Raw genomic sequence first — 18261 nt, 5'->3', positions numbered from 1 at the left:
CTGGCCCCCGGATCAGGGGGTCAGGAAATGGCGGACATGATCCAGGAACAAGGGTAGCTGGTCATGATGGGGCCAGTGGCCGGCATCGGGGATGGTGACATTCTGCGCCGTCTGGAACAGGTCCAGCACACCATTCTGCGCCGGATCTTCCAGCCAACTGTCACCACCCCGCATCAGCAGGGTGGGGCAGGTGACGGCTGACCAGACATCGCGCAGATCGTCCAGCCCGATCCGGGCCGGATAGGCAGCCCGGACATAATTATCGAACTTCCAGCTGAAGCTGCCATCCTCGTTCTGATGTGCGCCATGGATGGTCAGATGTTCGGCTTGGGCCGGGGTCAGGCGGTTGTTTTCCGCCTGCATCCGGGCCGTTGCCTCGGCCAGGCTGGCATATTTGCGCGGCGGGCGGGCTGCCAGCTTATGGACCGTATCCACATAATCCCGCATCCGGCTGGCATAGCTGGAGGGTTTTTGCAGGGTCTGCCACTGCCAGGTGCCTTCCACCACCACCAGCTTTTCCACCAGTTCCGGATAGAGGCCGGCCAGCAGCAGGCTGGCCGCCCCGCCGAAGGAATGGCCGACGACATGCACCTTGGGCCGGGTGCGCTGGCGCAGCAGCTGCACCAGATCGGCCACCACATCGCTGAGCGTATAACCGCAGCCGGGCGCCCAGGCACTGTCGCCATGGCCGCGCAGGTCGGGCGCCAGGATATGGTAATCGGCGGCCAGTTCCTGTGCCGCCCAATCCCAGCTGCGGCAATGGTCACGCCCGCCATGTACCAGCAGCAGAGTCGGCCGATCCGACCGGCCCCATTCAACATAGTGCAACCGTAGGCGGTTCACAAAATAGAACCGGGAAACAGGGGCGCTCATGATGCGCACTCCTTTTGAGGCGTATAATCTTCTTCGCACACTTCGCGTCTTGAGCGGCAGCCAAATCTAGGAATTTACGCCACGGACGAGGTAAATAATCATTTAACGATAGGTATAACCATTAATTACCACCTCCTCGTATCGGCTTCACATCCTAACGGGCTGTATCATAACAAGGTTTTGGACATATGGGCAACGGGTTTATCGGGGGTGTGTTGAAGAGCGTGTGGGGGAGGGTGCCGTAAGGGCCGTGTCTACCTTCTGCATCTCCGCGTGCAAATCCTCCGTCACCAGATGCGCGTACCGCATTGTCATCATAATGTTGCTGTGCCCAAGGATACGCGACAAAACAGGCAGAGAACCACCGCCCCGTAAAAAGCGCGTCGCAAAAGTGTGCCGCAGATCATGCCAGCGAAGATCAAACAATCCCGCCTTCTCCCGTATCCGGTGCCATAATGAAAATGTGCTCTGATAAGGGCGACCCGCCGGTGTGTAGAATAAATAAGGCACATCGGGGCGGCGCGGGATCAATGACAAAACCTGCATCGCCCGCGTCGATAAAGGCACAATCCGCGCCCGGCCCGTCTTCAGTTTCGAAGGATCAACAAGCCCAATCTCCCGTGCCTTCAGGTCAATCATGTCCCAGGTCAATCCCGCCTGCTCCATCGCCCGAAGCCCCGTTTCCACCGCAAATACGATCATCAGCGCGTGCATATCCTCCGTGCAGGCATCCAGTATCCGCACCTCCTCCTCCGGCGTCATAAACCGGACAACCTTGCGCACTGGCTTCAAAAATTTCTTGTTAAACTGCACAACCGGGTTCGGTTCATAATGGCTGAACGCAAAAACACCCGAAAGATAAGCAAGGGCAGGCCGCAACGTGGCGTCTGATAAAATCTTGCCACGCGCGGCCGCCTCTTCCCGCCGCTGCGCAATATAACGGACAATATGTTCCCGCGTGATTTCATGCAGATATAAATCACCCACAATCGGTTCCCACCGACGGGCAAAAGATATATAGCTCTTCCGCGTGTTCGGCTTCTCCAGCGTCATCAAATATGACGCCGCAGCAGAACGATATCGAACCTTGCCATTATTCGCGCGCAGGCGCGTAATCTCTTCCTCAGCCCGATTTAGAAACTTCCAAGCTTCTTTTTCGACTTCGGTTTCAGCAGATCGACGTACAGCTTTTCCATGCTCGTCAGTGTATCGGACCCACCAGAACCTGCTGCCTGCGCGCTTGTAGACGCTGCCCACTGACCGTTCCTCCACTCCAAAAGCTGCTTTTCACTGAAACGCCAGTGCCGGCCAACCCGGAAAGCACCCGGCAAGGCCCCAGCCACAGCCAGAGATGTCACCGTCCGGACAGGTACCTGCAGCCAATGGGATACTTGTACCGTCGACAGATTACGGTCGTTCATTGCAATATCAGAGCTGTAGCTCATGGTTTCCCTCCTTGGAATGTGTCCAAACGTACCATTCGCAACCCATTTGGGCAAGCCCAAGAAGCAGGATCACTGACCTGTTCAACCGATCATTCTCCCCCCAGGCCACAACGGGAAACCCCCGGCCCGTCAGGTGATTGTAAGATTTAATTCCTATAATTCTGGCTCAGGCATCAGTCCCCCTGGATCGTGACCGATGCAGGGTATTTCACGTTCCCTCAGACGCCGGGCGGGCGCGTCCGCGCCCTTGGCTTACGCGCCCATGGGGGCGCGGGCCGGCGGTCGCCGGCCTGGATCGTGACCGATCCGGGGAGGTTTTTGCGTTCCCTCAGGCGCCGGGCGCCCGCATCCGCGGGCTTGGCTTGCGGCGCACGAGCGCCGGGCCGGCGGTCGCCGGCCTCCAAGGGTCATGGGAGATGACCCTTGGTGTTTATATGTTCCCTCAGACGCCGGGCGGGCGCGTCCGCGGCTGGCCCGGAACCGGTTGCAGAAGCCACCAACCATGCTGGCGATTCGTCGGCACAGCGGTTATGCTGCCCAAAACCAGCCCACGGGCACCGGTTCGGGGCTGGCCGGCATGGGGCTGGCCATGCCGGGCCGTCAGCCACCCGTGCCATCCCATCGGAAGGACCCGTTCCCATGTCTGCCACCATCGAACTCCTGAAAAAAGGCACCAAGGCCGCCACGCTGGCGCAGGAGATTGCCAGCCCGCCGGCCGGCATTCAGGGGGCAGAGGCGGCGGGCAGCGCAGGCGCCCCACTGGCCATGGCCGGGGATGACCCCGCCACCGATACCCTGGCCGCCAATATCAGCCGCGTCAGCACCATGACAGCCCGGGCGATGGACAGTTTCATTACCGGCCTGAACGGCTTTACCGCGCCGGAAAACTGGAAGAAATTCAAGGTGGAAGAGAAGCGTCAGCATATTCTGGCCTTCCTGACCGGGGAACATGCCCCCCCTTCGCCGGCGGCCCCGGCCCCCCTGCCCGTGTCAGCCCCCGCCGTCGCCCCCGCCGTCGCCCCGGCCAGCACCGGCGCCCTGGTCACCTCTGCCGCGCTGACGGGGGAGGTGATCGAGGCGGACCCCATTTCCAACACGGCGCAGGCGCTGGAAACCCTGACGGCGGAACAGGTGCCGCACCTGATCCGCGCCATTCTGGAACAGCAGAGCTTTGATGAATTCCGCCTGGGCGGCGTGCTGGCGCTGGTGCAGGCCAAGGGCTGGTTTGGCGGCTATGCGACATTGCGCGATTATGTGCAGGCCGAATATGGCATCAAATATCGCAAGGCCGTCTATCTGATCGCCATCTATAACGGCCTGGTCAACAGCGGCATCCCCTGGGAAAAGGTGCAGGGCGTGGGCTGGACCAAGCTGAAGGATCTGGTGCCGATCCTGACGCCGGATAATGTGGATGAATGGGCCCAGCTGGCGCGGGAATCCACCACCTTGCAGATCCAGGCCCAGATCGCCGCCATGCAGGACACGGCCCCGGCCAAGGCCGACCAGACCACGGGCAGCGCCGATGGCAGCCCCGGCAAGGTGACCACAATGACCTTCAAGCTGCTGACCCAGCAGAAAGAGTCGGTGCGCTCAGCGCTGGAACGGGCCAAGGCGGAAACCGGGAACAGCAACGATACCGCCGCCCTGGAACATATCGCCCTCCTCTATCTGAAGGGCGGGGCTGCCGCCGCCCCGGCGGATGCGATCGGCCCCCTGATGACAGAGCTGGGCTGGGAACGCGTGCTGGAGGAGTTTGAACAGCGCTTCCCCTATCTCAACCTCACGGTGGAGGAATCGTGATACCAAGGGGCATGGGACATGCCCCTTGGTGTTTATATGTTCCCTCAGGCGCCGGGCGCTGCCTCCGGCAGCTTGGCTTACGGCGCTACCAAGCGCCGGGCCGGCGGTCGCCGGCCTCCAAGGGTCATGTCCCATGCCCCTTGGTATGAATCCCCCCGGTCGATGCCCCCTCCCTCCCCACCGGTCGGTGCAATTGATTGCACCGTTCTTCCGTCCCCGCCCTGGCCGCGCATGGGCGCGTGAGCCAAGGGCGCGGATGCGCCCGCCCGGCGCCTGCGGGAACGCGTCATCTCCCTGGATCGGTCACGATCCAGGGAGATGACGATACTTTATCACAGGCGGAATTCGGCGGAAGGTGACGCCAGGGTGCCCAACAGGCTGGCCAACAGCGCGGGCGGGGCCTCGCCGGGGTCTTTGTACCCGGCGGGCAGATACAGATCGCGCAGCCGCGCCCCGGCCCAGGCCTGGCGCAGCTTGCGCCGTGCGGCCTGGCCCGCCGGATCATTATCGAACAGCAGCAGATATTCGGCACAGCCGGACAGGCGCCTGATTTTCTCCGGCATCAGATCGGCGGTCAGCGGGTCCACCACATTGGGGTAATGCGGGAAGACGCGGGCCGCATCGAAAACGCTTTCCACGATCAAAACCGGCCGATCCGGGTCCAGCCAGCTTTCCCCATGCCAGATGGAGGGGCAATTCTGCCCGCCATGGCGATACATCAGATAGCGCGGCTGCCCGTCGGGCAGAATGCTGCGCCCATGCAGCCCGCGCAGAAAGCCGTTGAAATCGCGGATCGGGAAGCAGATGCGCTGCCGCCCTGCATCGAAACGGATATCCAGGGCGATGGCGGTGGCGATATCCACCCCGCGCGCCTGAAGATAGGGGTGCAGCTGCCCCTGGTGGTGGGCCGGCGGGAACTGGTTCAGCCACCATTCGGGAAACAGATGCTCTGCCGCCCTGGCACCATTGGCCAGGGCCTCGATATCCGGCCCGGTGTCACCCAGCGATAACCCGCCCGCCTGGCCGCCGGCCGCCTCGATCAGGGCCTCTGCCGCGGCGAAATCCGCCGCCAGCGCCAGACCCTGATGCTGCACCGCCTGGCGCAGATCGGCCACCAGCCGGGCCAGCGTGCCGGAATAGCCGCAGGCCAGGCAGTGACAGCGCCCGCCGCCCGCCCCGACGCGGAACCCGAAGGAAGGGTTGTTATCGGTCCCCCGCTGGTGGCGCAGCGGCGCCAGCGGGCAGCGCGTCACCACCCACCCCGCCCGCCGGCTGGGCAGCGGCTGAATTCCCAGTGCTGTGAGGAAGCGATACAGCATGGTGTGCCTAAACGAACCGCAGATCCACGGGGATCTGTGGTTCGACCTCCTGGAAATTCATGCGCTGAAAGTCCCAGAGAATGTTGAATTCCCCCACTTCCCCCTTGCGGCCCTTCAGAATGGAGACGCGCCGCTGGTTCAGCGTTTCCACGCTTTCTTCCTGAAACAGCCCCAGCACCAGGGAGGAGAGCTGGCCGATGGCGTCGGCATAGGCGATATCATCCAGATCATAGCCTTCCTTCTGTTTCTGCCGGCGGTTTTCCGAGCGTTTGAACTGCCAGGAGGCGGTGACCGGGCCGATGGGTGTCAGTTCCGATTTGATCAGATCGGCATTTTCCGCCACCCGGCGGTAACGGTCGCGCTCTGTGGGGTGTTTCAGCAGATAGGCCCCGTCGATATAGATGCATTCCGCCGCCAGTTGCCGGGCATACAGGATGATGTCCTGCACCGTGCTGGTCAGGTTGCCATCCAGAATCCAGAACGGCTGGTCCGCCCCCTTCACCGCCACCAGCCCCTGTTTCAACCGGCCCACCCCGGCGCTGGTCAGGGCCCCCTGCGACAGCGGGGTCAGCCCCACCTGGCTGTGCATGGCCGACAGCCGTTCCACAATGACCGGCGTGGCCATTTCCATGGAAACGAACAGCACGCGTTTATGCTGCACCCACCAGGCATAATGGGCGGAAAACAGCAGCTGAAAGGTTTTGCCGGCCGCCGGCCGGCCGACATAGGAAACCAGATCGCCGGGCAACAGCCCGTTGGTCATGCCATCCAGGGTGGGCCAGCCCATCAGGATGCCGTGCTTTTCCTCCCCCCGCGCCGCCTTGACATAATTGGGCAGGATCAGGTTCAGCGCATCGCGGAAATCAAACAGGTTGCCGGCATGGCGCCGCACCGACAGGGCCATGGCTTCGGCCAGCAGATGGTCCAGCGCCTTCAGCGGGTCTTTGCCGGGCCCGGTCAGGAATTTCTGCCCAGTTTCTTCGACAATGCGCTTCAGGCTGGTTTCGACAAAATGCTGCGTCTTGCGTTCCAGCCAATAGGCCGGGGTTTCCGGCACATGATCGGGCAGCGATTCGCCGGTATGGGCCTGGATGGTGTCGCGCGTGGGCAGGGTGCCGAACTTGCGCGCATGGTCGCGGATGAAGCGATAGATCGCCGCTTCCCCCCCGCTGAACAGATAGGACAGGTCGCCCCACCCCACCACATCGGCGATGCGGCCCTGGCTGGCGATGCTGGCCAGCAGCTTGCGCCCCAGCGTCACGGCGCCATTCATAGCTGCACCGGGGTGAAGCAGCTTTCCAGATGGTCACGCACCGCCGCCCCCCATTCATGCCCCGCCTTTTCCAGCGAGGGCACATGCAGCACCGTCTGCCGGTTGGCCTGGAACCGTTCGGTCAGCACCCCCAGCAGGCCGGCGGTTTGCCAGACCGGCAGCTTTGACCCGTCGGTCATGCCGAAATTGGGCACGGCCAGACAGGTGCAGTTAACGGCACTGCCGTCGCGCGCCTGGGCCAGCAGGTCTTGCAGGGTGACCAGCCTTGCATCAACGAAATTGCGCAGCAGCGCCCCGGTGATGCTGGCCATGCGGTGGCTGATGCCATCGGGCTTGCCCACCAGCAACAGCCCGCACAGGCCGGCCGCCCCATGCTGGTGGAACTGTCGCACCCAGCCCTGTTCCGCCGCCGAGACATTGTTGGCCAGCGGGGTCCAGATATAGCGGCGGGGAATGCCGGCCTGCCGGGCGATCCGGTCGATATCCGCCACCAGCCTTGCATGGTGCACCCGGTCCAGAATGCCGCTGGCATAGGGGTCTTCGACCAGCCCGGTCATTCAATCTCTCCGAAGATGGCCAGAACATCGTCCAGGCTGGCCTTGGGCTCCGGCCCATGGCCGCCGGGGGTCGGCACGGGCGCGGGCACGGGCGGGGTGGGGATGGCCGCCGCCACCGCGCTGGCCGGCCGGGGCAGGGTGGAACGGGGCCGGGGGATGGCCGGCTGCTGCTGCTGGGCGACGAAATTCACCGCCGCCTGCGCATATTTGGTGGCAAAGCCCATATCCGGCCGCATGGGCAGGTTGAAGGCCCCCATATGATCCTTGGCGAACTGGGTGAAGCCCTGCCAGTCGGTCACCAGCCGGGCCAGGGCCGCCGCCCGGTCCATCCCCGCCGGGAAACAATGGCACAGCAGCTTCAGCTGGCCGCGCTGTTTCTGGGTGAAGGGCCGCGCATATTCACCGGGGAAGGCCAGCGCATGGGCCGCCAGCCACGCCCCCTGCCAGTCATCCAGCCCGCTGGGGTGTGGGGCGGTGGCGATGGGGGCCAGGGCGGCCTTGCCCCCGTTGATCAGGGACAGCACAGGGTCTGATGGCTGCGGGGCCACCGCCCCGCCGGTTTTCTGTCTGTATTCTTTGCCGGTATTGACTGTTATTGGCGAATCCGCTGTTGCGGACGGGGGCTTGTCCGGCGCACCGGACATGTGCGGGGCCGCCGGACCCAGGCAACCCACCCCATCTTCGGTCAGGCACAGATGCGTGATCGGCTGGCCCAGAAACTTGAACCGCGCCGTATAAATCAGCCGGCGTTCCTTCAGCCGGCGCAGCGCCCGGTCATATTGGTGGCGGGTCAGGCCGGTTTCCCGCATCCATTCTTCGCGCGTTTTGGCGATCCATTTCTGGCCCGCCTTGGTGATTTTCATTTTCGGATGCCAATAGGCGATCTGGGCCAGCAGCCGGGCCACGCTGACATCATGTTCCACCAGGGGCAATATCCGCGCCAGTACCGATTTTCCCATCAACCCCTCCTTGGGTGTGACTCGATGGTTATATTAATTCCCCTGGATCGTGACCGATCCAGGGGGGGTATGCGTTCCCTCAGGCGCCGGGCCGGCGCATAATACCAGCGGCACGAAATCATGACCGATGGTCACGCTTTCGCGCCCCTCAGTCGCCGGCGCCAGCATCCGCTGGCTTGGCTACGCCGCTACCAATCGGCGCGGCGGCGGTCGCCGCCGTACCAACGGTCATGAATTATGACCGTTGGTATAAGGCGCCCTTGGCTTGACAGCGGGCACGTGCCCGCGGGCCGGCGGTCGCCGGCCTGGATCGTGACCGATCCAGGGGGGTATGCGTTCCCTCAGGCGCCGGGCGGCTCATGCGGCTTGAATATGACCATGGCCCCAGGCGATGGGGCGTGGGGGTGGTGATCAGGATCAGGATGGCGGCCATTGCCGGGCGGCGCGGCGCAATAGGCATCCCCCTGGCGGAAGACGGCCGGTTTCAACAGCATCATGCCCCTCCTTGGGCGTCTGGTTGACGCGCGATTTGTATCCCGGAATCTCCCGCACGACAAGCGGCTTCCGCTGGGGCGGACAATCCGCTGTCCGGCGGGTCGGATATTGGGAAATATATCCTATTTTCGGGACTGTAACGGGGAAATGCCGATCAGCTGGTTTTCTTCACCATGCCCAACAGGGTGGACATTTGGCCATTCTTGTCGGTCGATCCGCGGCTGGAGCCGAATTCGAACGTATAGACCATGCCCACCAGGGTGGCGAGGTTGCCGAACATGATCATCAGCATGTCCTTGTTGGCGCCGGTGCCGGGCAGGTCCACCACGAACAGCCCGACCAGACAGCCCAGAAAGCCGGCGATGGCGGCATAGGCCAGCAGATCGGCGCGGAACTGGCCGCGCCCGCCGGGCCGCGCCCCGGCCCCGTCGCGGGCCTGGGCGGCCACCAGCTCGCTGATCAGGGCCAGCAGTTCGGCCTGCTGGCGCTGGCGCTCCTCATTCTCCAGCCGGGCCAGCAGCGGCAGCAGCGCCTGGCGCAGGGCCGCGCGCCCGGCCCCGTCCGCCGCCCGGCTTTTCAGCAGGGCGGGGTCGGCGCTGCCGAACAGGCTCTGCGCCCGCCCGGTTGCCTCGGCCAGCGCCGCCGCCCCCTCCGGCCCGTACAGGAACCGTGCCAGGGCGGGCAGGCTGTCAACAAACAGGGCGGCCAGCATTGTTACGCGGTCCCTCTATCGTCGTTTTCGATGATGATGGTGAAGCTGGCGCTGGTGCCCGGAATGGTGATGGTCAGATTTTCGTTGTTCTCGACAGTGTCGTCCCGCTTGGGACGCAGCATCAGCCGGGCTTCCTGTGGCAGATCGGGGTCCACCACGCCGGTATAGACGGTGCCGGTGTTGGCCCCCGGCAGAATATCGGAGGGCACCATGCGTTTTTCATTAAAGCCGTTATTGTACCAATGCTGCTTGGCGGCAGCCACGTTGCTGGCGCCAAAGGCGGCTTTCAGGTCACCATAGATGGCCAGGTAAAGCTGCGCCTGCTGATCCGTCATGCCATCCCTGGGCGGGCGCACCAGGGGCATAATCTCAAAATCATTGGTGCTGGCATTGTTGTTGGTGTCTGAGGAAAGTTTCCAGACAACGGGGGTGTCGGCCCCCCCCTGATTGATGGTGATTGTCAGATAGACGAAGACATTATCATCTTCTACGACCCAGACCGAGTTGTTGGGACTATCGAAGATATAGGGGTCTGTTGCCGGCAGCATCTTATGGCCGCTGATGGTGGCGCTGGTATAGCCGCCGGTGCTGCTCTGCGATGTATCGCTGATCTGGATATTGCCGGTGGTGGCGATCACCGCCCCATTATGTTTCGCCACCACCCGGAACCATTCGGTGCCTTCGGTCAGGGCGTCGGCCGCCACCTTATAGGTGAGCGTGTGATCGAAATTGCCGACCGGCTGATAGGACAGGGTTTCGCCCAGCGTCACATCCGCCGATCCGGCCGGGGTGCCGCCGCCTGTCGGGGGGGCCAATTCAAAGGTGATGGTGCGCGGTGTGGGGATATTGCGGGAATGCAGGGTGATGGTCCCTTCGTCCCCTTCCGACAGCAGGCCGGGCGCATTGCTGAAATAATAGGATTCCGACGCCACGGAGGTGTCATTCACCACCACCGCGCTGCTCAGCCCGGCAATGTTGAAATACAGCGTCTCCTGTCCTTCGCCAAAGCTGACGTCTTGCTTCAGGGTTTCGGCGTGGGTGGCAATGCCCTGGGCATCCAGGGTCAGCGTGCCGGTCAGCGTGCCGCTTTCCAGGTCATCGGCGCTGATGCCGGTGATGCTGTAATCGAAACGGGTCTGGCTGGTATTCTGCGCCTGGAAGGTCCAGGTCACGATGCCGCCTTCATTGACGCTGCTGGTATTGCTGCTCAACGTATAGCGCGGGGCGTCGCCGCCAATGCCGGTGCCGCCGCTGGGGGCGGCATACAGGGCGGCATCGATGACGGGGCTGAACAGGCCGGTGCGGGCGCCATAGGTGATAGTGTAGCCGACGGGACCATCTTCCATGGTTTCAAGGGTTTGCAGCAGGCGGCAGAACAGGGTGCTGCCGCTACGCCGGACAAAGCCGAAATATTCCCCGCTGGTGGCCTGTTTGGGGTCGTTGGGGCGCGCTCGGGCACTCAGCCTGTGATAAGGGGGGATGAAAAAGGCCGGCGTGCCCGGCAGGCTGCCGAAAACCACGCTTTGCTCATCCGTCGTTTCGGCCGGATAGCCGAAATAGGGGGAAATTTGTTTGATGGACAGGTGCGGCAGCCCGCTGTCAAAACAGATGCCCCCGCCGGGGGTGAAGACACGCAGGCCGTATCTCTCGCCGCTCCGCGCCTGCCCCTGGGTCGCAAACACATAGGCGTCGGGCAGGGGATAGGTGCCGCCAGGACTGGACCGGGCCACGATGATGGCGCTTTGGGTGTCGGGGGCGGTTTCCAGACAATACCAGGTATCATCCCCGGTTTCCGGGATGGTCCAGAAGGTCAGCGGGTCAACCTGCCCATTGGCGGCACTGCTGGTCAGGGCGTGGAACTGGAAATACCGGGTGCCGAACGGCTCGACCCTGTAGGGCTGGGGGTTGACGGCCAGGCGGCCCAGCAGGCTGGGCACGCGGAACCGTTCATCAATGACCAACTCGCTATTGGCATTGGTGATTTGCAGGCCATAGCTCATACCGCGAACACCATCAGTTTGGAGAAAACGCCCTTCCCCGGATTGAATACGCCGGCGGTCACGGTCAGCGTGGGCGGGTTCTGGCTGCTGATCTGCCAGCTATGCGAGCCGGCCACCTGTTGCAGCACCCGGATGGACCGGCCGGACAGGTTGGGCAGGCCGTCGCTGCCATTAAAGGTGAAGGTGCGGCTCTCGCCGGCGGCAACGCTGAAGCTGCCCACATACAGGGCCCCCAGATCCTCTGGTGAGATCAGCCGGGTGGTGCCATCGGCCAGATAGACGGACAGGCCCCAGCTCATGACAGTTTCCCCAGGCTGACGCGCAGAATGTTGCCGCTGTAGATCCGGATACCGTCATCGGACAGTTCCATCCGGTCCCCGCCGCTGCCGGTGAAGTTGCCGATGGTGCCGGTGACGGCGCGCAGGCTGTTGACCTGCAATTTTTCCGCTGCCACCGACCCGTTCACCAGCAGGTTGCCGTTCAGAACGGTGCCCACGCCGGTCCAATTGCTGCCGTCGAAATAGCGGGTTTCGGCATATTTGTATTCGCCGTTATACAGGGTCACCGTATCCATATAGAGCGGCAGACCGCCGGACATCAGTTTTACCGCTTCCCGCGCTTCGTCATCGCTCCATCCCCACCAGTTGATCCAGCGGAAGGTCTGCACATTGCCCCGCGTGCCGGTCTGCCCGTTGGCCCCATTCTGGCCAATGATGCGGAACGGCGTGCCATAGGTGATTTTGCCATCGACCGCCGTGAAAACCTCACGCGCGAAGACGCGGGTATCGTTGATGGCGGCGTACCAGTTGACCTGATCAGCGCTGTATTCCAGCCGGACAGAGGTGCCGTTATTCCCGTTGGCGCCAGCCGTCCCGGTCTTGGATTTGACCACGGAGAAGCGCTTGGTCACGCGGGCAAACCCGCCCCGGTCAGCCGAGATATCCACGAAGCCGCTGTCGCCGGACAGCGCAGTGACGTCCACCGTGTTGCCGGACAGGGTGGCGTTGATGCCGCCCGGCATGGCGATGGAGAAGGTCCACAGGTTTGTGGTGTCCGTGATGCCCTGGTACACCAGCATCTGGGTGGTGCAGCCTGCAAAGCTGCCAACGGCCCCGTTAACATCGGCGGCCAGGGTGTGGGCCTCGTTGGTCAGGAAGGCGGTCAGCGCAGGGGCACCCGTGGCCCCGTCTGCCCCTTCGCGCAGCTTCACGATGGACAGGGTGTCGCTTTGCCCGTCCCAGGTCACGGTGACGGAGACCGCGTCGCTGGTCATCTCGGCAAAGGCCAGGCTCTGGCTGTAGCTGCTGGCGGCCGGGTTGCTGCCGGCATCGCGCAGGGTGCCGCCGCTGGTGACGCTGAAGCTGGGTTTGCCGCTCAGGTTCTGGCCTTTGGCCGTCAGCGTGATGGTGCCCTGGCTGACAGTGCCGTTCTTGGCGATGCGGAAGGTCTGGCTGTCAGAGGTCAGCACCACCAGTTTGGCATCGCTGCCTTTTGGCCCGGTCGGCCCCGTCTGCCCGGTGGCCCCTGTGCGGGATTTGGTAATGGTGAACCGTTTGGTCAGGGTGACCCCGCCCCGCGCGGCATACACATTCACATAGCCCGTATCCTGGGACAGGGCGGTGACATAGTGCGTGTTGCCCTGGGAGGTCACAGCAACACCGGGGCCGGCGCTGGCGCTGTGCATCCAGTCATTGGTCACGTCCCGGATGCCCTGATAGACCACCATCTGGGTCCAGGCATCGCCAAAGGACGCGACATTGCCATTGGCATCGGCCGGGACGGTGTGCGCCTCGTTGGTCAGAATGGCGGTGATGGCGTCGGCGCCATTGGCCCCATTGGCCCCATCCGCCCCTTCGCGCAGCTTCACGATGGACAGGGTGTCGGTCTGCCCGTCCCAGTCGATTTTGACGGAGACCGCCTCGCTTTCCATCTTTTCATAGGACAGGGTGCGGGTGGTGCCGCTGCCGGCCAGCGTGGCTTTGCCGGAAATGACGGTGAAGCTTGGCGCGCCGCCCAGATTCTGCCCGGCGGCGGTCAGGGTGATGATGCTGGGCGTGACAGTGCCGTTCTTGGCGATGCGGAATGTCTGGCTGTCCGATGTCAGCACCGCCAGCTTGGCATCGCCGCCTTTTGGCCCGGTCGGCCCGGTCTGCCCGGTGGCCCCCGTCTTGGATTTGGTCAGGGAGAAGCGCTTGTTGATGGTGGTAAAGCCGCTGCGGGTCGCGGTGATATCCACATAGCCGCTGTCCGCCGTCATGTCGGTGACGGTGATTTCACCATTCGCCATGGTGGCGGTGGCGCCGGTGCTGCCGCTGATGCTGATCGTCCAGCTGGCCGTGACATCGGTTGTGCCCTGGAACACCAGCATCCGGGTGCTGGCCCCGGCATAGGAACCCACCACCCCGCTGGGGCTGGCCGCCAGGGTGTGCGCCTCGTTGGTCAGAATGGCGGTGATGGCATCGGCACCATTGGCCCCGTCTGCCCCTTCGCGCAGCTTCACGATGGACAGGGTGTCGGTCTGCCCGTCCCAGTCAAGCTTGATGGAGACCGCATCGGTTTCCATCTTGTCATAGGACAGGGTGCGGGTGGTGTCGCTGCCGGTCAGCGTGACTTTGCCGGAAATGACGGTGAAGCTGGGGCTGCCATTCAGCCGCTGCCCGGTGGCGGTCAGGGTGATGGCGCTGGGCGTGACATTGCCATTCTTGGCGATGCGGAATGTCTGGCTGTCTGATGTCAGCACCGCCAGCTTGGCATCGCTGCCGGCCGGCCCGGTGGCGCCTGTCGGCCCGGTTGGCCCGGTGGCCCCCGTCTTGGATTTGGTCAGGGAGAAACGTTTGCTGATGGCGGTATAGCCGCTGCGGGTGGCGGTGACGTCAACATAGCCATCGTCACCGCTCATGCTGGTGACGCTGACGGTGCCATTGGCCATGCTGGCGACGATGCCCGTGCTTGTCCCGCCGATGCTGATATTCCAGGCGCTGGTCACATCGGTTGTGCCCTGGAACACCAGCATCCGGGTGCTGGCCCCGGCATAGGAACCCACCACCCCGCTGGGGCTGGCCGCCAGGGTGTGCGCCTCGTTGGTCAGAATGGCGGTGATGGCATCGGCACCATTGGCCCCGTCTGCCCCTTCGCGCAGCTTCACGATGGACAGGGTGTCGGTCTGCCCGTCCCAGTCAAGCTTGATGGAGACCGCATCGGTTTCCATCTTGTCATAGGACAGGGTGCGGGTGGTGTCGCTGCCGGTCAGCGTGACTTTGCCGGAAATGACGGTGAAGCTGGGGCTGCCATTCAGCCGCTGCCCGGTGGCGGTCAGGGTGATGGCGCTGGGCGTGACATTGCCATTCTTGTCGATGCGGAATGTCTGGCTGTTCGATGTCAGCACCGCCAGCTTGGCATCGCTGCCGGCCGGCCCGGTGGCGCCTGTGCGCACCTTGGTCAGGTTGAAGCGGCGGGTGATGCTGGCGCCCTTGCCGTCGGTGGCGGTGATGTCGATATGGCCGGCATCGGCCGTCAGGGCGGTGACAACGAACCGCTGTTTGGCGGGCTGGGTGAAGCTGCAATTGCTGGCGCTGCCGGTGAAGCTCCAGGCGTCGGTCACGTCGCTGGTGCCCTGGAACACGGTGACCAGGGTTTCGGCCCCGTTCAGGCTGGTCACCGTGCCATTGGCATCGGCCGGCACGGCCTGCGCCTCGTTGCTCAGCAGCACATTGATGGTGTTCACCCCGTCCTTCAACTTGGCGACGGTGATGCTGTCCTGATAGGTCTGGCCATTCAGGCTGTAACTGGCCTGGATGGTGGCCGTGTCGCTGGTCAGGTTGGCGGCATCCAGGCGGCGGTTATTGCCCAGGCTGGTCAGCGTGGCGTTGCCGGCGGTCACCTGCCAGGTCAGGGTGCCGCCGGTCAGGCCGCGCGGGTTGGCGGTGAAATCGATGCTGGCCGGGCTGGCCGTGCCGTTGGCGGCCAGCTTGAACACCTGTGACGAGGCGGTCAGATCCAGCAGGCCGACATCGCGGGCGGTGAAGCTGAATTCCGGGGAATAGCCCATGCCCGTGCGGCCGAAACTGTCATACAGGCCCAGCCGCCCATAATAGGTGACGCCGCCATTGACGCTGGCCGTCAGCGGCAGCTGCGGCCCGTCGGCCGCCAGCGTGCCGGGGCCCGGACTGAAGCCCTTGCTGGTGGACAGGTGCAGCTCTGCCCCCGCCACATCCGGGTCGGTGCTGGTATAGAGCAGCGATACCAGCCCCAGGCCGGGCGTGACGGTGGGGTTCACCGGGGCCGGCACCGGATTGTCGAAAATCTCTGCCGTGCTGGTTTCGCTGATCCGGCCGAACGTGTCGCGGGCGAAGACCTGCACCTTCAGCCGGCGCAGCGGCGCGCCGCCGGCATCATTGCGGTTATCATCATAATAATAGGTCACGCCCTTGCGGGCGCTTTCCATCTCTTCCACCACCCAGGTGCGCAACAGGGCATTATCCAGCGGGTTGCGCACCTCCACCACATAACCGGCCTGCACCAGGCCGGGCGCCATGCCGGCATTGTCGGGGTGGGGATCGAAGGTGAACACCAGATCGCGGCCGGTAAAGGCATTGCCGCCGCCCGCCACCGTCAGGTTCAGGGGCGGCTTCAGGTCCGATTTGGCGCTGCTGTCCAGCACATAGGGGTTGCTGCGGGTGACCGGGCCGGCCAGATCGAAAATGGAAACGGCCCAGACATGGAAGACCCATGATCCGTCCACCGCATCTTCGATGATGTAATTCTGGCCATAGACCTGGATCGGCTCTGACAGGCCGGCGCTGGAACGGTCATATTGCACGAAATAATGGCTGACCATGCCGCGCGCCGGCTTGTCCCAGGACAGGCTCAGCCGCTTGTTGGTGCCCCCCGGCGTGCGGGAGCTTTCCTCGCTGATGGTCAGGTTGCCGACGCCGCCAATGCCCTTGTCAATGCGCTGATAGGGGCTGGGTTCCAGCTTCAGGTTCTGTTCGACGCGGGCGAATTTGGTCGGATCGTGGAAAAGGGCGGTGACCTGGAACAGGCCCGGATTATCCTCTTCCTCCTTCACCGTCAGCACGCGGAACTGGCGCGGGGCAATGTCGGTGCCGGTGATCACGAACATGGCGCCGGTGATGGGCGCAACCGGCAGCGCCTCGGCCCAGTTGATCAGCGTATGGGTGCCGGGCCCATTGGTGATGACGCGTTCCGCCACCTGATTATCCGGCAACACCATGGAGATGCGATAGGTGTGGTTCGCCGCCAGGGTGATGGGGGCATCCAGGGTGGCGCTGCTGGCATCCACCGCCACCAGCCGGCCGCCCATGCGCACGCCGGCAAATTTCGGGTCGGCCACGGCGATGATATCGCCGGGCATCACATCGGCATGGTCCATGCCGGCGGTGTAATTCACTGTCTGGGTGGCGGTGATGCCGGTATCCAGATGCCATTTGCCGAACCGGTGCGCCTGGCCCCGGCTGGTGCAGCCGGGCGCGGTGATGGAGGTTTCCTGAATGCCATACCGGGCAATATGTTCGGGATCGGCCTCCACCGGTTCCACCGCCGGGCGGCACATGTCGGTGGGGTCGTTCCAGGTGACATAGGCCACGGTATAGCGCTGGCTGCGCGGCGTGCCGGCATAGGTGAAACGGCCATTGATGACATTGGCGGCGGTGACCAGCTTCACCGGGTCTTTGGGCTGGTCGCAGACGGCCGTGACGGCACCCGACGCCCAATAGGAAATGCCCTGGAAGCAGGAAGCGACAAACTGCACCACGCGCAGCGCCTCTTCCCGGTTCTTGATCACGCCATTGAAACGGAAACGCGGTTCCTGGCCGCCAAAACCATCGGGCACCAGCTGGTCGCAATATTGGCCGATCTGGTACAGCGCCCATTTATCAACCTGTTCAGGGTTGATGGTGTCGCCCATGCCATAGCGGTCATTGACCAGCAGATCATACATGATCCAGGCCGGATTGCAGGTCCAGGCCCGCTTGAACGTGCCGTCCCAGATGCCGGTATAGGTGCGGGTCTGCGGGTCATAATTGACCGGCACCTGCACCTTGATGCCATAAATATGATAGGCGCGCGTGGGGATGCCGCTGCCGAACTGTTCGGCATTGATCGTATGGGCAACCAGGGCCGTGTCGGGATAGCTGAATTTGCCATCCGTCAGCTCTGTATATTGCGCCACGGTCATCTGGTTGTTCAGGGTGGCGCGGGTGCTGTCATCGGTCAGGCGGCGCACCCGGAACTGCCAGCCGGCGGTCACGCCCGCCGGCCGTTCCACCCGGAAGCTTTCCTGATAGGGGCTGGTATTCTTGCCGGAAATGGTGGCGGTCAGCGCCTCTTTATAGATCCCGCCAATCGGGGCCACATCGATGGCAATCTGCACCGATGAGCCGTTCAGATCGCCCGTCTTCTCGTTCAGGTCCGTCATGGTGGCAAAGGCCAGCGTCACCCGCACCGCATTGACCGACGGTGAATTGATGGTGGCCGTATAGGGGCCGGGCTGTGGCCCCTTGGTCACCACCCGGCTGCCCACGCCGACGGGGTTTTCCGCCGCCGGGAAGCCGGGGATGAAATCCTGATCCGGCAGGCCATAGCGCAGCACCGTTTCCACGCCCTGGAAATTGCTGGAACCATCCTTGTTTTCCAGCGGCGTATCATCAAAGAAGATGGATTTCTTCCCATTCACCAGCCCGGCAATCTCCCCTTCGGAGATGACGTCGATGACGCGGGCCACGGCCTTGGCCCGCAGGGTGTTGGGGGCTTCAATGGGCGTCTTGCCCTTCTTGCTGCCGGAACCCTGGATCGTTGCGCGCATGGCTG

12 protein-coding genes are annotated in these 18261 nt (G+C 63.6%); 1 reads left to right on the top strand and 11 read right to left on the bottom strand.

Annotated elements, in window-relative coordinates; all coding sequences use genetic code 11:
* Window positions 1-12: 12 nt before the first annotated feature.
* The 3 genes from PCJ49_RS18980 to PCJ49_RS18970 form a co-directional block, all read right to left on the bottom strand.
* Window positions 13-873 carry an alpha/beta hydrolase gene (locus tag PCJ49_RS18980; RefSeq protein ID WP_269912322.1) on the bottom strand — a complete coding sequence of 287 codons (861 nt, stop codon included), beginning with the start codon at window positions 871-873 and terminating at the stop codon, window positions 13-15.
* Between the two features lie 201 nt (window positions 874-1074).
* Window positions 1075-1926 (bottom strand): site-specific integrase, encoded by an 852-nt coding sequence (locus PCJ49_RS18975; protein WP_269912321.1) that lies wholly within the window; start codon window positions 1924-1926, stop codon window positions 1075-1077.
* 80 nt (window positions 1927-2006) lie between these two features.
* Window positions 2007-2318: a helix-turn-helix domain-containing protein gene (locus tag PCJ49_RS18970; protein WP_089289507.1), complete on the bottom strand. Its 312-nt coding sequence runs from the start codon at window positions 2316-2318 to the stop codon at window positions 2007-2009.
* Window positions 2319-2957: 639 nt separating this feature from the next.
* On the opposite strand from PCJ49_RS18970, the gene PCJ49_RS18965 reads away from it, so the two are divergent.
* Window positions 2958-4118, top strand: a complete 1161-nt coding sequence (locus PCJ49_RS18965; protein ID WP_269912320.1) for a hypothetical protein — start codon at window positions 2958-2960, stop codon at window positions 4116-4118.
* Between the two features lie 332 nt (window positions 4119-4450).
* Here PCJ49_RS18965 and PCJ49_RS18960 read toward each other — a convergent pair whose 3' ends face one another.
* The 8 genes from PCJ49_RS18960 to PCJ49_RS18925 form a co-directional block, all read right to left on the bottom strand.
* Window positions 4451-5437 (bottom strand): hypothetical protein, encoded by a 987-nt coding sequence (locus PCJ49_RS18960; RefSeq protein WP_269912319.1) that lies wholly within the window; start codon window positions 5435-5437, stop codon window positions 4451-4453.
* 7 nt (window positions 5438-5444) lie between these two features.
* A complete protein-coding gene (locus PCJ49_RS18955) occupies window positions 5445-6710 on the bottom strand; it encodes a DnaB-like helicase C-terminal domain-containing protein (protein WP_269912318.1) in 1266 nt (421 codons plus the stop codon).
* Window positions 6707-7267, bottom strand: coding sequence for a hypothetical protein (locus tag PCJ49_RS18950; protein ID WP_269912317.1), 561 nt, complete (start codon window positions 7265-7267; stop codon window positions 6707-6709). The genes PCJ49_RS18955 and PCJ49_RS18950 overlap by 4 nt, the downstream gene beginning before the upstream one ends.
* Window positions 7264-8226, bottom strand: coding sequence for a hypothetical protein (locus PCJ49_RS18945; protein ID WP_269912316.1), 963 nt, complete (start codon window positions 8224-8226; stop codon window positions 7264-7266). The genes PCJ49_RS18950 and PCJ49_RS18945 overlap by 4 nt, the downstream gene beginning before the upstream one ends.
* Before the next feature lie 649 nt (window positions 8227-8875).
* On the bottom strand, window positions 8876-9433 hold the full coding sequence (locus tag PCJ49_RS18940) for a hypothetical protein (RefSeq protein ID WP_089289501.1): 558 nt from the start codon (window positions 9431-9433) through the stop codon (window positions 8876-8878).
* A 2-nt stretch (window positions 9434-9435) separates the two neighbouring features.
* Window positions 9436-11433 (bottom strand): hypothetical protein, encoded by a 1998-nt coding sequence (locus PCJ49_RS18935; protein ID WP_269912315.1) that lies wholly within the window; start codon window positions 11431-11433, stop codon window positions 9436-9438.
* Window positions 11430-11732, bottom strand: a complete 303-nt coding sequence (locus PCJ49_RS18930; RefSeq protein ID WP_089289499.1) for a hypothetical protein — start codon at window positions 11730-11732, stop codon at window positions 11430-11432. Before PCJ49_RS18930 ends, PCJ49_RS18935 begins: the two co-directional genes overlap by 4 nt.
* Window positions 11729-18256: a phage tail protein gene (locus PCJ49_RS18925; protein ID WP_269912314.1), complete on the bottom strand. Its 6528-nt coding sequence runs from the start codon at window positions 18254-18256 to the stop codon at window positions 11729-11731. The genes PCJ49_RS18930 and PCJ49_RS18925 overlap by 4 nt, the downstream gene beginning before the upstream one ends.
* Between the last annotated feature and the right edge of the window lie 5 nt (window positions 18257-18261).

The organism is Niveispirillum sp. BGYR6 (assembly GCF_027568365.1).
GTDB lineage: Bacteria > Pseudomonadota > Alphaproteobacteria > Azospirillales > Azospirillaceae > Niveispirillum.
Note: the sequence above shows the minus strand (reverse complement) of the source record. Positions and strands in the feature narration are given on the sequence as shown.